18 protein-coding genes are annotated in these 20336 nt (G+C 63.4%); 6 read left to right on the plus strand and 12 right to left on the minus strand.

Features of this window, described 5'->3' with window-relative positions; all coding sequences use genetic code 11:
* Positions 1-91 precede the first annotated feature (91 nt).
* Positions 92-412 carry a hypothetical protein gene (locus ACYVNQ_RS08805; protein WP_460902108.1) on the minus strand — a complete coding sequence of 107 codons (321 nt, stop codon included), beginning with the start codon at positions 410-412 and terminating at the stop codon, positions 92-94.
* 214 nt (positions 413-626) lie between these two features.
* Between ACYVNQ_RS08805 and ACYVNQ_RS08810 the strand changes: the two genes are divergently transcribed.
* The 3 genes from ACYVNQ_RS08810 to ltaE all read left to right on the plus strand — a co-directional run bounded on the left by ACYVNQ_RS08810 (position 627) and on the right by ltaE (position 3270).
* Entirely contained in the window at positions 627-938 is a 312-nt protein-coding gene (locus ACYVNQ_RS08810; protein WP_460902109.1) for a cupin domain-containing protein, read from the plus strand.
* 262 nt (positions 939-1200) lie between these two features.
* Complete coding sequence (locus tag ACYVNQ_RS08815; protein WP_460902110.1) at positions 1201-1947, plus strand: peptidoglycan DD-metalloendopeptidase family protein; 747 nt, start codon at positions 1201-1203, stop codon at positions 1945-1947.
* Positions 1948-2265: 318 nt separating this feature from the next.
* Positions 2266-3270 (plus strand): low-specificity L-threonine aldolase, encoded by a 1005-nt coding sequence (ltaE, locus tag ACYVNQ_RS08820; protein WP_460902111.1) that lies wholly within the window; start codon positions 2266-2268, stop codon positions 3268-3270.
* On the opposite strand, the gene ACYVNQ_RS08825 is transcribed toward ltaE, so the two are convergent.
* Positions 3255-4685 (minus strand): MFS transporter, encoded by a 1431-nt coding sequence (locus ACYVNQ_RS08825; RefSeq protein WP_460902175.1) that lies wholly within the window; start codon positions 4683-4685, stop codon positions 3255-3257. The genes ltaE and ACYVNQ_RS08825 overlap by 16 nt on opposite strands.
* Before the next feature lie 311 nt (positions 4686-4996).
* Positions 4997-5224, minus strand: a complete 228-nt coding sequence (locus ACYVNQ_RS08830; RefSeq protein ID WP_460902112.1) for a hypothetical protein — start codon at positions 5222-5224, stop codon at positions 4997-4999.
* A 363-nt stretch (positions 5225-5587) separates the two neighbouring features.
* Between ACYVNQ_RS08830 and ACYVNQ_RS08835 the strand changes: the two genes are divergently transcribed.
* Positions 5588-8041: a glycogen/starch/alpha-glucan phosphorylase gene (locus ACYVNQ_RS08835; protein WP_460902113.1), complete on the plus strand. Its 2454-nt coding sequence runs from the start codon at positions 5588-5590 to the stop codon at positions 8039-8041.
* A gap of 104 nt (positions 8042-8145) precedes the next feature.
* Here the strand turns inward: ACYVNQ_RS08835 and ACYVNQ_RS08840 are convergent, their stop codons facing one another.
* The 4 genes from ACYVNQ_RS08840 to ACYVNQ_RS08855 all read right to left on the minus strand — a co-directional run bounded on the left by ACYVNQ_RS08840 (position 8146) and on the right by ACYVNQ_RS08855 (position 11720).
* The gene (locus tag ACYVNQ_RS08840) at positions 8146-9162 is read right to left on the minus strand and encodes a hypothetical protein (RefSeq protein WP_460902114.1); all 1017 of its coding nucleotides are present in this window, start codon (positions 9160-9162) and stop codon (positions 8146-8148) included.
* A 210-nt stretch (positions 9163-9372) separates the two neighbouring features.
* Positions 9373-9624: a hypothetical protein gene (locus ACYVNQ_RS08845; protein WP_460902115.1), complete on the minus strand. Its 252-nt coding sequence runs from the start codon at positions 9622-9624 to the stop codon at positions 9373-9375.
* A gap of 242 nt (positions 9625-9866) precedes the next feature.
* On the minus strand, positions 9867-10250 hold the full coding sequence (locus ACYVNQ_RS08850) for a DUF6232 family protein (RefSeq protein ID WP_460902116.1): 384 nt from the start codon (positions 10248-10250) through the stop codon (positions 9867-9869).
* A 216-nt stretch (positions 10251-10466) separates the two neighbouring features.
* On the minus strand, positions 10467-11720 hold the full coding sequence (locus tag ACYVNQ_RS08855; RefSeq protein WP_460902117.1) for an MFS transporter: 1254 nt from the start codon (positions 11718-11720) through the stop codon (positions 10467-10469).
* Between the two features lie 314 nt (positions 11721-12034).
* On the opposite strand from ACYVNQ_RS08855, the gene ACYVNQ_RS08860 reads away from it, so the two are divergent.
* Positions 12035-12928 carry an ABC transporter substrate-binding protein gene (locus ACYVNQ_RS08860; RefSeq protein WP_460902118.1) on the plus strand — a complete coding sequence of 298 codons (894 nt, stop codon included), beginning with the start codon at positions 12035-12037 and terminating at the stop codon, positions 12926-12928.
* 78 nt (positions 12929-13006) lie between these two features.
* Here ACYVNQ_RS08860 and ACYVNQ_RS08865 read toward each other — a convergent pair whose 3' ends face one another.
* Positions 13007-13918 carry a LysR family transcriptional regulator gene (locus ACYVNQ_RS08865; RefSeq protein ID WP_460902119.1) on the minus strand — a complete coding sequence of 304 codons (912 nt, stop codon included), beginning with the start codon at positions 13916-13918 and terminating at the stop codon, positions 13007-13009.
* 197 nt (positions 13919-14115) lie between these two features.
* On the opposite strand from ACYVNQ_RS08865, the gene ACYVNQ_RS08870 reads away from it, so the two are divergent.
* Complete coding sequence (locus ACYVNQ_RS08870; RefSeq protein ID WP_460902120.1) at positions 14116-15438, plus strand: serine hydrolase domain-containing protein; 1323 nt, start codon at positions 14116-14118, stop codon at positions 15436-15438.
* A 99-nt stretch (positions 15439-15537) separates the two neighbouring features.
* On the opposite strand, the gene ACYVNQ_RS08875 is transcribed toward ACYVNQ_RS08870, so the two are convergent.
* The 4 genes from ACYVNQ_RS08875 to ACYVNQ_RS08890 form a co-directional block, all read right to left on the minus strand.
* Entirely contained in the window at positions 15538-16689 is a 1152-nt protein-coding gene (locus ACYVNQ_RS08875; protein ID WP_460902121.1) for an ABC transporter substrate-binding protein, read from the minus strand.
* A gap of 73 nt (positions 16690-16762) precedes the next feature.
* The gene (locus ACYVNQ_RS08880; RefSeq protein WP_460902176.1) at positions 16763-17494 is read right to left on the minus strand and encodes an ABC transporter ATP-binding protein; all 732 of its coding nucleotides are present in this window, start codon (positions 17492-17494) and stop codon (positions 16763-16765) included.
* Positions 17487-19280 carry a branched-chain amino acid ABC transporter ATP-binding protein/permease gene (locus ACYVNQ_RS08885; RefSeq protein ID WP_460902122.1) on the minus strand — a complete coding sequence of 598 codons (1794 nt, stop codon included), beginning with the start codon at positions 19278-19280 and terminating at the stop codon, positions 17487-17489. The genes ACYVNQ_RS08880 and ACYVNQ_RS08885 overlap by 8 nt, the downstream gene beginning before the upstream one ends.
* Positions 19277-20158 (minus strand): branched-chain amino acid ABC transporter permease, encoded by an 882-nt coding sequence (locus ACYVNQ_RS08890; RefSeq protein ID WP_460902123.1) that lies wholly within the window; start codon positions 20156-20158, stop codon positions 19277-19279. The genes ACYVNQ_RS08885 and ACYVNQ_RS08890 overlap by 4 nt, the downstream gene beginning before the upstream one ends.
* Between the last annotated feature and the right edge of the window lie 178 nt (positions 20159-20336).

Below are 20336 nucleotides of genomic sequence, written 5' to 3' on the forward strand. Positions count from 1 at the left end.
TTTTCGGGTTTGCAAAGTTCATGCGGTGAGCTAACTATCTGGTTCGAGCCGCAACGTCAGTAGACTTTCCCTGGCGGCTCCGCGCGGCTGGTTAGTGCAACGTGCGCCGCGGGCGCGCAATCTCGTCGAACAATGCGTGGCTCGGCTCGAGTGCGAAGAGCCACGATTCGTCGTAGCCGCTCAAGGTGTCGAGCGCGTCGCGCAGACGTTGCACTGCGAGTGCCGGAATCTCCACCGTGGGCTGCACTCCGCTCGACAGCCTCGCGATGCTTGCCAACTGAACCAGCGCGTCTGCCGCTTCGGCGACGTCGTTGGCGAAGACCAGGTGCGTGTTCAACAATTCGACGAGACCCGGCGACGCGGCAACATCATCGATATTGAACTGCACAGCCAGAAACATGGCTTTGTTCATGCTGAACTCCTCATGGACAGGACACCGCGGAGGCCCGCTCGCCCGCTGTGCACGGCGACAGTCAAATCCCAGTATAGGCGAGCAGCGTATCCAGGCAATGGTCGCACGAATGTGCGCACAGCGGGGGTATGCGGCTTGCGCGGCGGGCTGCCCGATATAATGACGCAGCTAGCAAACGTAACCCGACTGCGCTCACCTCACTGCGTACGTTCCCATGAAAATTATCCGCAGCAGGAGCTTTACCGCCGGGCGCCCGTGGGGCGCGCTCGATATCGCCAACATGCGCGGTGTCACGACGCGTCTGCATTGGACCGATCAGCCATACAAGTGGCATATCAACAATGGCGAAGAAGTATTCGCGGTGCTTGATGGCCGTGTCGAGATGCATTACCGCGAAAACGGTGTCGAGCACGCGGTGATCCTCGAAACCGGCGATGTGTTCCATGCATCGATTGGTACCGAACATGTTGCGCATCCACTGGGTGAGGCGCGCATTCTAGTCGTCGAAACCGAAGGCAGCGTATAGCGCCAATCGCTTTGTAATGCCAACCAAGCACGCACGAAGCTTGCAAGGTACGTGCGGCGGCGCGCGTGACTCGGACACGCAATGGGCGGCATAATGATTCGATCACCGCTTTACAGTCGGTTCGCAGCTGGCCGGGTTGGTTAATTGTTGCGCACTGTTTCAACAAGCCGTCACAGTCCCCGCGGGTTGGCGCCGATCGATGGGCCTTATGGAGCCCGGACACGCGCCGACCCTGCTTGTTCCCCGCGTCGAGGATCGCAAGATGACAGGTAAGTGGCATACCGCACACACGCAGGCTTTAATTTCCCTTTCGTTGGTGACGATGCTTGGCGCATGTGCGTTCACGCCGCCGTGGGAGTCTTCGTCGACGGGACAGACGGCGCGCACTTCGATGGGCGGCGCGGCATCCACCGGCGTTCCGGCCGGTTTCTATCGCGTCAACCCGGGCGATACGCTGCAAAGCATTGCCGGCGCGTTCGGGCAGCGTCCGCAAGACGTCGCCGCATGGAACGGCCTGATCACCGGCTCGCCGGTAACCTCCGGGCAGGTGCTGCGCGTCTCGCCGCCGGTGCTTGCGCAACAGGGCGGCGCGGTGCCGCCGGGCGCCGCGCCGATTGCGCCGGCTTCGCCCACCACGGCTGCGCAGCCCGGCTTGCTCGCATGGCCGCTGCGCGGCCCGATCCTGAAGAGCTTCGTGCCGGGCAAGACCAACGGCATCGTGATCGGCGCGCGCGCGGGCGAGACGGTGCGGGCGGCGGCCGCGGGGCGCGTGGTCTACGCGGGCACCGGCATTCAGGCTTATGGACCGCTCGTCATCATCAAACATAGCGATTCGCTGATCACCGCCTATGGGCAGAACGGCAAGCTGCTCGTGCAGGAGGGCGAGGCGGTCACGCAGGGACAGCCGGTCGGCGAGGTCGGCACGGATGGCAATGGCGTGGCGGGGATCCAGTTCGAGGTACGCAAGGACGGGCATCCGGCCGACCCGCTGGCGTGGTTGCCGCGCTGAACGCGGTTTGACGACGGTGCCGGCCCCGCCGTGCCGGCGCTGACGGCACCGGCATGGCATGGCACGGCATGGCACGGTGCGGCACGACATCGACATCGGTACTGGCAACCGGCACTGGCATCGGTACGGCATCGGCATTGGCACGGCATCGGCACGGCATCGGCATTGGCATCGGCACGGCACGGCATCAGCACAGCATCCGCACCCACATAGCCCCCTCGTTTATTGCGCCTCTCCCAGAGTTGATACACTCGCGCATTCAGCTCCGCGCGTGACATTTCGCGCGCCGCGTTCCCGCCATCCTTACAGGAAATGCTCATGATCGATTTGCGCAGCGACACCGTTACCCGTCCGTCGAAAGCCATGCTCGCCGCGATGGCGTCCGCCGAAACCGGCGATGACGTCTGGGGCGACGATCCGACCGTGCTGCGTCTGCAAGCCGAGGTGGCCGCGCGGGCCGGCAAGGAAGCGGGCCTGTTCTTCCCGAGCGGCACGCAAAGCAACCTTGCCGCGCTGATGGCGCATTGCGCGCGCGGCGACGAATACATCGTGGGCCAGGCGGCGCACACGTACAAATACGAAGGCGGCGGCGCCGCGGTGCTCGGCAGCATCCAGCCGCAGCCGCTCGAGAACGCCGCCGACGGCTCGTTGCCGCTCGACAAGATCGCCGCGGCGATCAAGCCGATCGACAATCACTTCGCGCGCACGCGTTTGCTGGCGCTGGAAAACACGATCGGCGGCAAGGTGCTGCCGGCCAGCTACGTAGCCGAAGCAACCGCTCTGGCACGCGAGCGCGGCCTGTCGACGCATCTGGACGGCGCGCGCGTGTGCAATGCCGCGGTCGCATCGCAGCAGCCGATCGCGACGCTGTGCGCGCCGTTCGATACGGTATCGATCTGCTTTTCGAAAGGGCTTGGCGCGCCGGTGGGGTCAGTGCTGGTCGGCAGCAATGCGCTGGTCGAAGTCGCCCATCGCTGGCGCAAGGTGCTCGGCGGCGGCATGCGCCAGGCCGGGGTGCTGGCGGCGGCTTGCCTCTATGCGCTCGAGCACAACGTCGGGCGGCTTGCCGAAGATCACGACAACGCCGCCTATCTGGCAGCCGGCCTCGCACAGATCGACGCGCTGAAGGTGCAACCGCACGCCACCAACATGGTGTTCGCGCAGATTCCGCAGCAACATTGCGCGCCGCTCGAGGCGTACCTGAAGGAGCGCGGCATCCTCACGCAGATGCTTTACGCGTCGCGCTTCGTCACGCACATGGACGTGTCGCGCGCCGATATCGATACGTTCGTTGCCGCAGTGAAGGGCTACTTCGTGCGCTGAGCGGCGGCTTGATCAGACGCGGCGGGTGCCTCGGCAGGGCTCGCCGCGGCATGCATGACGCCACCGTCGTGCGGGTTGCCGCGATGCGACGGCGCAAACATCCGCAGCCCGCTGACAATGCTGGCCGCGCCGGCGAACACCGCGCCGGTGGCGAGCGCCAAAGTCGGCCCATGACGGCCGGCAATGCCAAAGCTCAGCGCGACTAACGCCGCGCCGGTGGTCTGGCCGAGCAGCCGCGCGGTCGCGATGATGCCGCTTGCGCCGCCGCTGCGCTCGCGTGGCGCGCTCGCCATGATCGCCTTCAGATTGGGCGACTGGAAAAAACCGAAGCCCGCGCCGCATATCGACATGCGCAGCGTGATCGCGAGCACCGACGGGTGCGGCGGCAGCAGCGCGAGCGACACCATGCCCACGCACAGCACGGCGAGGCCGATGCCGCCCAGCAGCCCAGGCGGATAACGATCGGACAGGCGGCCCGCGAACGGCGCCGCGAGCGCGACGACGACCGACCACGGTGTCATCAGAAAGCCGGTTTCCACCTGGCTGCGCTGCAAGATCGTTTCGAAATAAAACGGCAGCGACACGAACGCGAGCCCTTGCGCCGCGAACGAGCAGACCGCAGTCGCGGCTGACAGCGTAAACACAGGGCGTTTAAACAGATCGACCGGCAGCATCGGCGCCGGGTGTCCTGCTTCGCGACGCACCATCAGAAAGCCGAACACCAGCGCGACCGCCGCGGCCACCAGCGTGATATGCGCCGGCGCGCGCTGCGAGGCTTCCGCGAGCGCAAAAATCAGCGATGCGAACATCACGACATTGAGGACGGCCGCGATCCGGTCGAAATGATGCTTGCCGCGCACCGTGTCCGGCAGGAACGGCACCGCGAACGAAATCGCCATGATGCCGAGCGGCACGTTCACCGCGAATAGCCACGGCCACGACGCGAACGACAGAATCAGCGAGGCGACCGTCGGCCCCGCGGCAAACGATGCGCCCACCACCAGCGCGTTGAGCCCAAGCCCGCGACCGAGGCGATGCGGTGGGTAGAGGCTTTGAATCAGCGCTGAATTGACGCCCATGATCGCGGCGGCGCCGACGCCTTGCACGATGCGCGAGATGGCCAGCAGCGTAAGGGTGGGCGACAGTGCGCAGGCGAGCGACGACGCAGTGAAGAGCGCAATCCCGCTGATATAGATGCGCCGATGGCCGAGGATGTCGCCGAGCGCGGCGAGCGGCAGCAGCGTCGACACCATCGCCAACTGGTATGCATTGATGATCCAGACCGACGCCGCTGGCTTCGCGCCCAGATCCGCGCCGATCGACGGTAACGCGGTATTGGCGATGGCCGTATCGATCGACGCGAGCGCGACGGACAGCATGATCGCCGCGAGTGCGAAGCGGCGGCCGGCTGACATCTGTTCATCGTCGGCGTTGAGGGCGGCGGGGGTAGGCGGGTTTTCGGACAAAACTGACTCTGCTTGATTGACGGGCGGGAATGCGACGGCGCGAAAAAATGCGCTAAATACGCAATTGTTGCAGACGCTAAAAAATCTTGCTGACGCATGTGCAGCAGGACGCATCGCACCGGGATGCGATGCAAGGTAGTTGTAGGCGAAGCGACGCGGGCATCGTCGTCGGCGGTCATCTGTCTCAATCCGCCATAACGCAACTAACTGTCTGCTCCGCCCAGCGTCCCCCATCGCCTGTCCGGCCATCCACCGCGCGTTCAGCTGAGGGACGCCAGCAAGATGGACAGCTTGCGAATATGCGTCTTAAATGCCTCAGTCGTCTCCTGGCCGAGCCGCTCGCCCAGATGAGGTGCCTCAGCCATCTCGACCTGTTGCTGGAACTCGTCGGCGATCCTGCGGCGGGCGTCGGGCGGCATCGAGCGAATCAGCGACACCAGCAGCAACTCCTGCGCATGGATGATTCCCAGCGTAGCTTGCGCGTTCATGTGGACCTCCGTCGCATTCACGACACGATGGGCAGGACGCCCGCGAAAGCGGCTTTGTCGCCGCTTTGCCTCGTGGCCATTCCATACTAGTGCAAGGCAGTTGCAGGCTTGCACCGCAGCCGTGCGTGCAAGCAGGGCGCGGCCGCTCGTGTGCGAGGCTCGGCACCGGTGCGCACAAGGTCCGCATCGCCGTACGCCGTCGCGACAGGCGCGGCATGGTCATTGCGTGGTTGAGCCGTCGCGGGTGACAGGACACAGCAAAATGTCCTACTCTGCTTATTCGTCCACCAGACCGGCGCGCACTATCTGCGTCCATACGGCCAGCGATCAGGCGCGCGTCGCGTCGTTTTCCCGGAGGCTTCGATGACAGCGGTGGATCTGGAATTCGAACAGCTGAACAGCACGGTCGATGCGCTACGGCGCTCGATTTCGAATCGCATGATGTACGGCGTCGGCAAGGACGCTGTGACGGCAAGACCGCAAGACTGGCTGCATGCCGCCGCGTTGGCGGTGCGCGACCGGCTCGTCACGCGCTGGATGAAAACCACGCGCGAGCAGTACGAACAGGACGTCAAACGCGTCTACTACCTGTCGATGGAATTTCTGATCGGGCGCACGTTCACCAACGCGCTGCTCGCACTCGGCATCTACGAGCCGATGAAGGAAGCGCTCGCGGGTCTCGGCGTCGACATGGAAGCGCTGACCGATCTCGAGCCCGATGCGGCGCTCGGCAACGGCGGCCTCGGGCGTCTTGCCGCGTGCTTTCTCGACTCGATGGCGACGCTCGGCGTGCCGGGCTTCGGCTACGGCATTCGCTACGAATACGGGATGTTCCGGCAGCAAATAGTCGACGGCGAGCAGGTTGAGGCGCCCGATTACTGGCTGCGCGCCGGCAACCCATGGGAGTTTCCGCGCCCGGAAGTGCAGTACATCGTGCACTTTGGCGGCCGCACCGTGCAGCGCAACGACCGCATCGAGTGGATCGAAACCCAGCATGTGAACGCAATGGCGTACGACACCGTGATCCCCGGTTTCGCCACCAACGCGACCAACACGCTGCGTCTGTGGTCGGCGCGCGCGACCGAGGAGCTCGACCTCTCCGCATTCAACCAGGGCGATTATCGGCGCGCCGTGGATGCGAAGAACATGTCGGAGAACGTATCGCGCCTGCTGTATCCGGACGATTCGACCTCGGCCGGCCGCGAGCTGCGGCTGCGCCAGGAATACTTTTTCGTGTCGGCGACGATGCAGGATCTGATTCGCCGATATCTGCGCACGCACAGCACGTTTGGCCGTTTCCCGGAAAAGGTCGCGGTGCACCTGAACGACACGCACCCGGTGCTGGCGATTCCCGAACTGATGCGGTTGCTGGTGGACGTGCATCACGTGCCGTGGGACAAGGCATGGAGCGACGTGCAGCAGGTGTTCTCCTACACCAACCACACGCTGATGCCCGAAGCGCTCGAAACATGGGACGTCGAGACGCTCGCGCGTCTGCTGCCGCGCCACCTCGAGATCATCTTCGAGATCAACGCGGTGTTCCTGAAGCGCGTCAGCGAGCAATCGGGTCACGACGTCGACATGATCCGCCGCATTTCGCTGGTCGACGAGTATGGCCAGCGCCGCGTGCGAATGGCGCATCTGGCGATCGTGGCGAGCCAGAAGGTGAACGGCGTGTCGAAGCTGCATTCGCAACTGATGACGCGCGATATCTTCGCGGACTTCGCGCGCATGTACCCGGAGCGCTTCACCAACGTCACCAACGGCGTGACGCCGCGGCGTTGGCTGGCTCAGGCGAGTCCGTCGATGTCGGCGCTGATCGACCGGCAGATCGGCCCGCGCTGGCGGCGCGACCTGTTCGAACTGGCGAAGCTGCGCGACCTGAAAAACGACACGGCCTTCGTCGATGCGTTTCGCGAAGCGAAGCGGCAGAACAAGCTACGTCTCGTGCAACGTCTCGCGCATCACACCAAGATGCCGTTCGATCCGAACGCGCTGTTCGACTTGCAGGTCAAGCGGATTCACGAATACAAGCGGCAACTGCTGAACGTGCTGCACGTCATCGTGCGTTACAACCGGATTCGCGAGGAACCGCAGCGCGACTGGGTGCCGCGCGTGGTGATGTTCGCGGGCAAGGCGGCATCCGCATACCGGATGGCGAAGACGATCATCAAGCTGATCGGCGACGTTGGCGAGAAGGTCAATAACGATCCGCTGATCGGCGACCGTCTGAAGGTGGTGTTCGTGCCGAACTACGGCGTGAGCGTGGCCGAGATGATCATTCCGGCGGCGGACCTGTCGGAGCAGATTTCGATGGCCGGCACCGAGGCGTCGGGCACCGGCAACATGAAGCTGGCGCTAAACGGCGCGCTGACGATCGGTACGCTCGACGGCGCGAACATCGAGATCTGCGATGCGGTGGGCCGCGACAATATCTTCATCTTCGGCCACACCGCGGATCAGGTCGACACGCTGCGTGCGACCGGATACCGGCCGCGCCAGCTGTACGAAGAGAACCCGGAACTGCGCGTCGCGCTCGACCAGATTCGTACCGGGTTCTTCTCGCCTGATGACCCGCTGCGCTTCTCCGATATCTTCCACACGCTGGTCGATTGGGGCGATCACTATATGGTGCTCGCCGACTTCGCCGCGTTTGAGCAGGCCCAGGAAGAAGTGGACCGGCGCTTCGTCGACCAGCGCGGCTGGACGGCCAGTGCGATCGAAAACGTGGCCGGCATGGGGCAGTTTTCGTCGGACCGTACGATCGCCGAGTATGCGCGCGATATCTGGCATGTGAAGTCGCTCGATCTGGAGTAACGCACGAAGTCGTGCCGTGCGGCGTGCGTGCCGCACGGCGGCTTTGCGCGCACGTGTTGCCGCTAGCCATCAGCCGTTAGTCATCAACCTTTAGCCATCAGCCCTTAGCTGCCAATCGCTTCCACGTCGCGTGCCGCACGAATCCCCAATTGCGCGTTCGTAAAGTCGAACAGCAAGTCGATATTCTGCAGCGCCATCAACCCGATCACGATACGGTTCGCGCCAGGCTGCGTTTTCGCAATCACGACCTGCGCGCCATCGAAGCGGTGCCGCCATGGGCCGACACCGAGCAGCACGTCGTAGTTGCCTTGCTTGAGCACCTGGTTGGTATCGGCGTCGCCGACCCAGTCGGGCGCCTTGTCGGTTTCGATGCGGACCATGCCCATGCCGCCCGTTGCGAACACAACCGGTGCGCAAAAACGCATCTTGTCGGCCACCTGCACGCAGCCGGTCGGCCATTGCATCGAGCGGTCGGCCTGCGCGGCAAGCGGCAGCATCGTGAAGCCGGTGGCCACCGCATTCGACGGGCTCAGCAACAGATACGGCCGCTGCAGATCCGCATGCACGATGTAGCGCTCGCCGATATGCGCCGGCAGTGCGCGCAACGGCTGCGTGCAACAGGTGTCGCCAGGCGCGTCCGCGGCCGCACCGAGCAGGCCGGAAAAGGCCCAACCCAGTTCGCCGGTATACCCATCGCTCGCCACGCAGCGTTTGGCGCCCGGCATGCAATGCACGTCGTCGACGGCCTGCGCGGCGAGTTCGACCGGCCGCGTACCGGCCACGCTGAACGGCAGCGTGACCACCGCACCGGACGCCTGTGCGCCGGTCGCGAAGCTGAGTGAAGTGCGTGAACCCGCGACCGGATAGTCGGTGCGCGGCAAGGTCGACCTCAGCACGCGCAGCCCGCGCGTACCGGTATCGAACATCAGATAGACCGCTTTGCCGTCCACTTGCGCGGGAACGCCCAGGCGCGCGTGGCCGAGATCGCTGCGCTCGACGTGGAGCGGCACCAGCATGCCGTCGCGGCCCTGGTTGATCAGCGTTGCGCTAGCCGCTGGCGGCGTGGGTGTCGAAATCGGCGCCGAGCAGCCGGCGCACAGACACGCGAACCAGACGGACAAAGCGAACGCACCCACAGCGCGCACAGTGCGGGACAGGGAAAGAGAAACAGGCATGGGGCACCTTACAGTTACGCGTGCCCCATCCATGACGCAGTTTGTCACGCGCAGCGTGACGCACTGCGCTTGCGGCACCGGCGTGAGGAACGCGAAATGACGAAGAGCGCAAACTCTACGCGCCGGCTTCCCCGCACCTGCAAAAAAATGTAAAGCTCAGGCGTTCTGCAAACGCTTGATGGTGGTGGCGCGCACCCGGCCGACGGTAGCCTGATCGAGCGAGCCGGTGAGGGCGCCGATCACGTCATCGACGGTCCGGGACATCACTTCGACGCGAAAGCTGATGCGCTCGTGACGCTTGTCGATGGTCATCACGTACAGGCGCAGGTCTTCGCCGAGCGCGCGGTGCAGCGCGCGGCGGCCGGCCGCGGATGAGGTGCCCGGCACCGTGACGTCGATCGTGACCATCGAGGCGGGTGCCTGGCTGGTAGCGTCGGTGCTGCGAAACACGCGCGGGGACGGACGTGCGCTAGTGGTGGCGACAGGGTGGTGCATCATCGATATGCCGTCGCGGAGTTTTTGACGGCACGGCTGTTAGGACCCGTTCACTCTAGCCGTGCAGGTCTTAAACGAGTGCAAAAGCGCACGGCGAGGGGGTTAATTTTTTGTAAACGGTTTTTATACGGCAGCCGTGCTACGGGGCGGTGCGACTAGGCTTTGGGCGCCGCGTCGAGCGCGCCGCGCAGCGTCTGCGCGACACGTTCGACGAACTCGAGATCGGGGCTCGACAACGCTTCGCGCTCGGCGCCGCTGGCCTCTACCAGCAGGCGATGCGTGACGTCCTGGCTAATCCACGTGAGCCAGCCGACCACGATCAGCATCACCCCGCACACGATGCCTGCCGACGACGCGAACACGCCGCCGACTATTGCGCCTACTGCACCCAGCACGGAGATGGCCACCGGTACCGGCTTGCGCTTCGGCACGGTGAGCACGCGCACGCCGCTGACTTCTCGCAGCGGAAAGACCTGGCCGCCGGCGGATAGGGCATTGCGCGTCACTGAGACGCCGCGTTCATTGAAAGGAAGATCCATCGATTCCTGGAGGAAAGCGAAGACCGCCGCGAGATGCGGTCTTCAGATGACTGACATTACGGAATGTGCGGCTGGCTGCAGCGCGCGTATGTTCGTGCGTTCGCAGCGGAAGTCCCAACGCTCGAATAGGGGGAATTTTATTCCTAAATTTTGCGCGGGCTTCAAAATCGCGTCTGGGGGCGATCGCGAGTCGCACTGACCCGGCCCGGGCGTAGGCTATTCAGCGGAAACCCGTTCAGCGACCTGTGCGAGATCGCGCCCGCGCGTCTCCGGCAACAACAGCGCCGCCGTCACCACAAGCAGATAAGCCGCGCATGCACACAGCCCCATTGCGGCACCCAGTTCGAGCTTGGCGCTCAGTACGCCCACCATCGCCGGCATGATCGCGCCGATCGCCCGCCCCGCATTGCCGCACAGCCCTTGCGCCGAGCCGCGGATGCGCGTGGGAAACAACTCCGCGATATACGCGCCGGTACCCGCAGCGGTACCCGATTGCAGTGTGCCCAGCACGAACCCGAGCACAAGCGTAACCGGAAGCGTAATCGGTGCGAGCGTGTAGGTCGCCACCGCAATCGCTTGCAGACACGCGATCACGACAAACGTGCGGCGGCGTCCAAAGCGATCCGCCATCCAGCCATTGAGAAACGCACCAGCGAACGAGCCGAGAATGTTAATCGCGAGGTACCCGCCGACATTCGCAATCGACAGATGCAGCACCAGCTTCAGATAGGCCGGCAGCCACGTGATCATTACGTAGTTGCCGCCGTAGATGCCGAACGTGAGCAGGATCGCCTTGCAGGTGGTCGCGCGCACGGGCCGCTCGAACACGGCCCAGATGCCCGGACGATCCGCTGCATGCGCGCGGCGGTTCTGCGCAAACAACGGGGCTTCTTCGATGTTTCGGCGGATCCACAGCACTAGCAGCGTTGGCAAGATGCCCACTGCAAACAGCACACGCCACGCAAGCCCCGGTGCAAGCGAACTGAACAGCACGGTGGACAGCAGCACGGCCACGCCATATCCGATCGCCCATCCTGCCTGCAACGAACCCACCGCGCGTCCGCGCACCTGCGGCCGAATCGTCTCGCTGATCAGCACAGCGCCCACCGCCCATTCGCCGCCAAAGCCGAGCCCTTGAAGACCGCGCGTGATCATCAGTTGCCAGAACGAATTCGTTAGCGCCGACAGCAGCGTGAATGCCGAGAACCACAGAATGGTGATTTGCAGCACACGCACACGGCCATAGCGATCCGCGAGAATACCGGCGATCCATCCGCCAAGCGACGCCATGATCAATACCGTCGTGCCGAGTATGCCCGCTTCGCCGCGCGTCATGCCCCACAGCGCGATCAGCGTGGGAATCGCGAGTGCGTACATCTGCGTGTCCATCGCATCGAGACCCCAACCGGAAAAGCAGGCCCAATACGTGCGCTTTTCCGGTTTCGACAATTCGGTGTACCACTTGAACATGCGTGTTTTCCCCGTGGGGCTCTCAGGTGTGTAAGTTCTATCTGTTAGAACTTTGAATCGTTGAACGGAACGTCGATGCTATTGCGCGTCGCCAGCAAGTGTCAATCTGCGCTGCTGTGCATTTGAATGAATTGCATCGGTGATCAGAGATCGTCGATCGGCTTGCGATTTTTGCCATGCGTGTGAAACATACAAAGTGCCGACAGTCCCGGGGCCAATGCATCGACTGCCGTGATCATATTGAAGCTCATCGAATTTCATGACAAAGTGTCGCCACCATTGCGGATTTGCCGGAACAACAGAAGAACAACTCCATGCAAGCCTTAACCTTCGCCAGGATCGGCCGCTTGCTGCGGCCGCGTGCAGCGACCGCCATCGCAGCCGTTGCAACGATCGCGATATGCACCGCGTGTGCGCCCATCGATCGTGCGCAAACAGCAAGCCCCGCGACACACACGGCAGCAGACACCGGCACGCCCGACCCCGCGATCGTCGCTGCGCTCGCACCCACCGGTACGCTGCGCGCGTCGATCAATCTCGGCAATCCGGTGCTTGCGAGCCTCGATCCTGCAAGCGGCCGTCCGGTCGGCGTCTCTGTCGATATCGCGAACGAACTCGCACGCCGTCTGCATGTACCGGTCGATCTGGTGGTGTCGAAGTCTGCCGGCGATTCCGTGATCAAGGTCGACAACCAGCAGGCCGACGTCGGCTTCTTCGCGATCGATCCGAAGCGCGGCGACGGCATTCGCTTCACGGATCCCTACGTGCTGATCGAAGGCTTCTATCTGGTGCGCAACGACTCGCCGATCCGAACCAACGCGCAGGTCGATCAGGCCGGCAACACCGTCGCAGTCGGCAAGGGCAGCGCGTACGACCTGTTTCTGTCGCGTGAATTGCATCAGGCGACGATCGTGCGCGTGCCGACTTCGCCTGCGGTGGTTCAGGCCTTCGTCGATCAGCATCTGACGGTTGCGGCAGGCGTCAAACAGCAACTCGAACGCGATGCCGCCAAAACCGGCGGCCTGCGGATTCTCGACCAGCGATTCATGGTGATCCGCCAGGCGATGGGTGTACCGAAGAGCCGCGGCACGTTGGCCGCACAATATCTGACGAGTTTCGTGCTGCAACTGCGCAATTCGGGCTTCGTGTCGCATTCGCTGGCCGCGCATCACATCGACGAAGCGGTTGTGCCGGCTGACGGCGAATAAGCCTATATACGGCGGCGTTTATCGCTTCCGCAGCGGCACCGCTTCTTGTCCCGCGCCATCGAAGCGGGCGGGCGCCCGTCAACGCGGTGCAAGCCCAACGATAAAATCGAGGAAAGCCCTCGTCTTGGCCGGCATGTAGTGCCGCGACGGATGGTACGCATATAGCGGATAACGCTCGTCCGGCCAGTCGGGAAACAGATCGATCAATCGCCCTTCCGCAATCAGATGCTCGGCGCCAAGCACCAGCATCTGCGCGATCCCCGAGCCGGCGAGGCAAGCGTTGAGTAGCGCGCCAGGGTCGTTGACGGTCAGGCGCCCGTGCGTGGCCACCACGACGTGTTTGCGCTTGCGATGAAACTCCCACGGAAACGGTTTGCCGGTCTCGGCGTCGCGGAATTCCAGGCATCGGTGCGCCGGACCTTCGAGATCTTGCGGACGCAGCGGCCGTCCCCAACGCGCCACATAGGCCGGCGCGGCTACCGTCACCACGCCGGTATCGAGCACCTTGCGCGCGACCAGCGTCGATGGCTTCGGTTTGCCGAAGCGCAGCGCGACATCGAAGCCCTCGGTAACCAGATCGCCCAGACTATCTCTCGCGATGAACTCGATTTCTAGTTCGGGATGCGCATCCATGAACTGGTCGAGCCGCGTGCCGAGCATCACCCGATAGCAGACCGGATCCAGATTCACTCTGAGTTTGCCGTGCGCAGCCGATGCGCCGCGCCTCGCGGAAGCCGCGGCTTCCTCGAGCCCCTCGAGATGCGGCATGACCTGCTCGTAGAAGCGGCGGCCTTCTTCGGTCAGCGATAGTGAGCGCGTGGTGCGATCGAACAGCCGGATCTGCAAGCGCTTTTCGAGCCTCGCAATCGCGCGGCTCACGCCCGGCGGCGAGATGCCAACGCGTTCCGCGGCCGCTGCGAAGCTGCCGCCATCGACAATCGCAGCCAGCACACCGATGCCGCTGGAAAGGTTCTCGAGTTTCGCGTTCATGGTCGTATGAGTGGGGTTTGAGCCGGCCCCTTGCAGGCTGAGCCCTGCCGGCAATGATGTCTGATTCGTAACCTGATGTCACTTACCTAGTGCTATTCGAGTCATTTTGTTTCCACCGGCTTTTACCGAGAATTCGTTTCACCGAGGCAAGCCGCCGTGCTGCATTGCCTGCTCAATTCACCGCTCTGGAGAAACGAATGACTACTCGACTGAATCGCCGCGACCTGCTGAAAAGCGCTGCGAGTTTCGCGGCCGCCACGACCTTGGGCGCGTTTGCGGACCGCGAAGCAAACGCAGCGGCACCACAAGCAGCGCAAACCCCGCCGCACAAGCCGACGCCTCGCCACTCACAATACGCGTCGATCGACCGATGCCTGCAGCGCGCAGTCGACAACGGTGTCGCCGCCGGCGTCGTCGCGATGGGTGCAACACCACGCGAACTCGTCTACGAAGGGTCGGCCGGCATCGCGGACGCCCACACCGGCGCGCCGATCGGCCCAGACTCGGTGTTCTGGCTCGCGTCGATGACCAAGGCGATTACCGCAACCGCATGCATGCAGCTCATCGAACAGGGCAAGCTGCAACTTGAGCAACCGGCGGCCGAAATCCTGCCGCAACTGAAGTCGCCGCAGATTCTCAACGGCTTCGACGCGTCGGGTCATCCGATCCTGCGGCCGGCGCAAAAGGCCATCACGGTGCGCCATTTGCTCACGCATACGTCCGGCTATTCGTACAGCATCTGGAGCGAGCAGCTCACGCGCTACGAGAAGGTCACCGGTATGCCGGACATCGGTTATTCATTGAATGGTGCGTTCGCGGCGCCGCTCGAATTCGAGCCGGGCGAGCGGTGGCAATACGGCATCAGCATGGACTGGGTCGGAAAGCTGGTGGAAGCCGCAAGCGACCAGTCGCTGGAAGTGTATTTTCGCGAGCACATCTTCGAACCGCTCGGCATGCACGATAGCGGTTTTCTGATCGGCAGCGCGCAGAAGCGGCGCGTGGCGACCCTGCATCACCGTCAGGCAGACGGTTCGCTGCTGCCTGAACCGTTCGAGATGAATCAGCGTCCGGAGTTTTTCATGGGCGGCGGCGGATTGTTCAGTACGCCGCGCAATTACATGGCGTTCCTGCAGATGTTGTTGAACGGCGGTACGTATCGCGGTGAGCATGTGCTGCGCCAGGATACCGTCGCAACGATGTTCGCCAATCACATCGGCGATCTGCGCGTCACGCGCATGGAGACAGCGCAGCCGACATGGTCGAACAGCTTTGACCAGTTTCCGGGACAGCCACACCACTGGGGTTTGTCGTTCGATATCAACGATCAACCGGGGCCGCACGGACGCAGCGCGGGCAGCGCGAGCTGGGCCGGGCTGCTGAACACGTACTTCTGGATAGACCCGGTCAAGCATGTGGCCGGCGCGCTATTCACGCAGACCTTGCCGTTCTACGACGCACGCGTCGTCGATCTGTACGGTCAATTCGAAGAGCAGCTTTACGGCGGATTGCGCGGCGTCTGATCGGGGGCGGCACTACGCGGGCACAGCCGAAATACAAAGCGCTAGACTGCATTCGCAGTCCAGCGCTTTGCCTGAAGTCAATCAACCGCGTGCGTTGGCTTACTGCGTGGCGAAATCGATATGCTTGACGAACACGATCTTGCCGCCATCGTTCTTGACGATGTTGTAGCCGTGCAGGCCATCGCCGTTCGGATCGAACGTGTAGATACCTTCCACGCCCTTATAACCCTTCACCGAACGCAGCGCTTTCGCGATGTCGTCAGGCTTGGTGCTGTTTGCGGTTTTGATCGCGAGCGCGAGCAGGTTCACCGAGTCATACGCCCATGCCGAGTAGAAGTCCGGCTCGACCTTGTACGCCGCGCGATACTTTTGCGCATACGCCTGCGCTTCCGGGCTCGAATCCGGCGAGAAATCCGCGATCGAATACGAACCGTACAGCGCGTCGCCTGCAAGTTTCATCGCCGTAGCGGTCGATACCGAAGGCGAACCGATCCACGCGGCCTTTACGCCCAACTGGCGCAATTGCTTGCCGAAGATCGCGACGTCAGTCGAATTGGCGATATACGTGGCGACGATATCCGCACCCGAGTTCTTCACAGCCAGCACGATCGGCGTGAAGTCCTGCGAGTTGCTGGTGAAGCCTTGTACCACCACCGGCGTGATGCCGGCGGCCTTCAGCGCTTCGGTCAGGTTTTTCTCGCCACCGTTGCCAAACGCATCGGTCGAATGCACGATCGCCCACTTCTTCAGCTTCAGCGCGTTGACGCCGTAGTCGGCAATCACTTTTGCCGAATAGCCGTCGTTCGGACGCGCGCGGAAGATCCACGGGTTGTTCGCATGCGTGAGGCCGACGTCGGTGCCGCCCACCATGATCGGCAGCTTCGCGCGCATCACCGTCGGCGAGATCGCCTGGATTTGCGTGCTGCGCACCGTCGCGATCAACGCGGACAGATTGCCTGAGCTGGTCAGCTTCGAGATCGCCAGCACCGAGCCCGGGTTGGTGCTCTGGTTGTCTTCGTTGCGAACTTCGAGCTGATGGCCGAGTACACCGCCGGCCTTGTTGATTTCATCGAGCGCGAGCTTCGCGCCGTTGGCCTGATAGATGCCGGCTTCGGAGCTCGGACCGGTGCTCTCGGTCATCATGCCGAACGTGACCGGATCGGCTGCGAGTGCGGACGATGCGAAGGCGATTGCAGCGGTAGCGGCGGCAACCGTGGTGGCCGCGGCCAACCAGGGCGATGTTGTTTTCATTACGTGTCTCCAGACGTTTCAGACCTGATGGCCCGAGGTGATGATCAAACAATCGAATCTGCTGCGTTTCTTGCTAGCTGGCTGGTGCGTGCGCCTTGCCGCCCAGATAGGCTGCGCGCACCTCTTCGTTATTGAGCAATTCGGCGGGCGTGCCTTCGACCAGCACGCGGCCGGTAGATAGCACGTAGCCGCGATCGGCCACCGACAGCGCCATGTTCGCGTTCTGCTCGACCAGCAGCACGGTGGTGCCGTGTTCGCGGATCGCGCGAATCGTCGCGAACAGCTGTTGCACGATAATCGGCGCAAGCCCGAGCGAAGGCTCGTCGAGCAACAACAGCTTCGGCTTCGACATCAAACCGCGCGCCACGGCCAGCATCTGCTGCTGGCCGCCGGACAGGCTCCAGCCGAGCGCGCTGGACAGTCGCTTCAGATCGGGGAAGATCGCGTACATCTCGTCGACTTCCGCTTCGAGCACGCGCTTGCTGAGGCGCCCGCGCGGCGACGAACCGATCATGATGTTTTCCTTGACCGTCAGCCCCGGAAAAATGCGGCGCCCTTCGGGCACGTGCGCGATCCCCATGCGCACGATCTTCTCCGGCGACGCCCGCTCGATCGCTACGCCGTTGAAGCGGATTTCACCGCGCGTCGGCGGCACGAGGCCGGAAATATTGCGTAGCGTCGTGCTCTTGCCCGCGCCGTTCGCGCCGAGCAGCGCAACGATTTCGCCCTGTTCGACGTGTACCGACACACCGGCTAACGCCTGCACATGGCCGTAGTGGCTCTCGATGTTATTCAGTTCAAGCAGCGGCATCAGCGGTCTCCCCGAGGTAGGCGGCGACGACGTCCGGGTGGCGCATCACATAGCCCGGTTCGCCTTCCGCGATCTTCTTGCCGAAGTTCAGCACCGTGATCGTGTCCGACACCTGTTCGATCAGGCTGATGTCGTGCTCGATCAGGAAGATCGTCATGCCATGGCCCTTCAGGCGTTTCAGCAGTTCGCCGAGGTTTTTCTTTTCGGTCAGGTTCAGGCCCGCGGCCGGCTCGTCGAGCAGCAGGAAGCTCGGGTAACCGGCCAGCGCGCGCGCAATCTCGACTAGCCGCTGGTGCCCGTACGGCAGATTCTTGACAGTCATGTGCATCTGCTCGGCCATGCCGACGAATTTCAGCGCCGACAGCGCGCGTTCCTGCAATGCCGCGCGGCTCGTGCCGACCGGATTGTTGGCGCGCTGCGCGCCGACCATCACGTTTTCCACCACCGACATCGACGCAAACAGCCGGATGTTCTGGAAGGTGCGGCCGATGCCGAGCGCGGCGCGTTCGTGCGGCTTCATCGCGGTGATATCGACGCCGCCAAATTTCAGCGTACCGCTGGTCGGCTTGTAGATACCGTTGAGCACATTCAGCGTGGTGGTCTTGCCGGAACCGTTCGGGCCGATCAGCGTATGCACGGTGCCGCGCGCCACTTCGACGGAGATACCGTCGACCGCCTTCACACCGCCGAAATGCTTGGCGACGTTGTCAAGAATCAGGATCGGCGCCGGATCGGTGAGCGGCACGTCGAGCTGCAGCGGCGCAATGCTGTCGACGTCGACGGTATCGGTCTTGCGCAGACCGTCGAAGCGACCGCGCACGATGCCCCAGATGCCGGCGGGCAGGAACACCATGATCAGGATCACCGCGAGGCCGTACACCGCGAGGTAGATGTCCTTCAAAAAGCGCAGCCATTCCGGCAGCACGATCAGCAGGCCCGTGCCGAACACACCGCCGAAGGCGGAGTCGACGCCGCCGAGCAGCGTCATCGTCAGGAATTCGATCGAGCGCGCGAAGTTGAAGTTGTCCGGGCTGATGTACGCGAAGCCCGCCGCATAGAACGCGCCGCCGACCCCGGCCAGCGCCGCGCTCAACGTGAACGCGATCACCTTCACGCGCAGCGTGTCGACACCGGTCACTTCAGCGGCCAGCGCGTTTTCGCGCACCGCACGCATCGCGCGGCCGGTGCGGGTTTGCGGCAGCCACCAGACAAAGGCGATTGCGGCATACAGGAACACGAGGCACAGCACCAGGTAGAAGCGATCGTCGGCAAACTGGAAGCCGAAAATCGACGGCCGCCCGATGCCGGCCACGCCATCCGGCCCTTGCGTGACGCTCGCCCAGTTCACCAGCACCAGATCGAAAATCTGCTGGAAGCTGATCGTGATCATCGCCAGATAGTGGCCGCCCAGACGCAGCGTGGTCAGGCCGAGCACGAAGCCGGCGATGGTCGCAAGCCCGATACCGAGCAGCAGCGTGAGCCAGAAATTCAGGCCGAGCACGACGGTGCCGATACCCACCGCATACGCGCCAAGCCCGAAGAAGGTGGCCTGCGCGAGATTGATCTGGCCGGCGTAACCGAGCACGATCGTCATGCCGAGCACGGCGATCGCATAGGTCGCGGCCTGCATGAAAATGTTCAGTACGTATGGCGTAAGCGACAGCACAAACGGCACGCAGGCGATGGCGACAGCCACCACGGCCAGCAGAACCTTGCCGAACGAAATACGGTTGCCGCGCGTGTGACGCGCGGGCCCGGTGGAGGCGGGGACGCGGTTCATGCCTTCTCCGAAATCTTTTCGCCGAAGATGCCTTGCGGTCTTAGCAGCAGGAACAGGAACAGCAGCAGGAACGCGAACGCATCCTTGTAGGCCACCGAGATGTACTGCGCGCCGAAGCTCTCGACCACGCCGAGCAGCAGGCCGCCGATGATCGCGCCGGTGATGTCGCCGAAGCCGCCGATAATCGCCGCGGCAAACGCCTTCAGCGCGATGATCGAGCCCATGCCGATCGACACGAACAGGATCGGCGACACCAGCGCGCCGGCGAGGCCGCCGAGCACCGCGCTATAGAAGAACGTGAACGCGATCATGCCCGCCACCGGAATGCCGACGAGGCGCGCCATGTCCTTGTCCTGCGAGGTGGCCTGCAGCTTCTTGCCGAGCATCGTGCGTTCGAACAGGAAGTACTGGAACGTCACCGCGAGCGCGGTGAACGCGAGGATCGACAGATACTGCGTGTCCATGAACACGCCGCCCACTTCGATGCCGGGCTTGTCGAACAGCCGGTTCATCGCGCGCGGCTGCGGGCCGAAGATGTACAGCGCCGCGTTCTGCATGAAGATCGACGCGCCGAGCGTGCTGATGATCACGGGCAGATACGAGCGGTGCCGCAGCGGGTAATAGACGCCGAGCGCGAAGATCACGCCCAGCACGCCGAGCACCACCAGCGCGAGCACGAACGCGAGCCAGTAAGGCAAACCGCTGCTGAGAAAAGCGACCATCGCGAAGCCGCCGGCCATCGCAAAGTCGCCTTGCGCGAAATTGACGACGTTGGTGGCTCTGACGATCAGCACGAAACCCAGTGCGACCAGTGCGTAGATCGAGCCGAGTGCGAGTCCGGCAAACAGCACCTGGACGTTGTTGACCACGAAGCTCATCGCTTCCATCTCCTCTTTGTGCCGGCACGTGCGTGGTGGCTGCGCGGAATGCGCCGGCGCCAAGGCAACCGCGAACGGCTGCCTGTGTCTCCCCTGTGGCGAAGGCGGGCGGCCGGTGCTGGGGCACCAGACGCGCTCCTACTATGTGACTACATGTATAAAATCTGTATAGCGGATG

It is taken from the genome of Paraburkholderia jirisanensis (genome assembly GCF_054782355.1).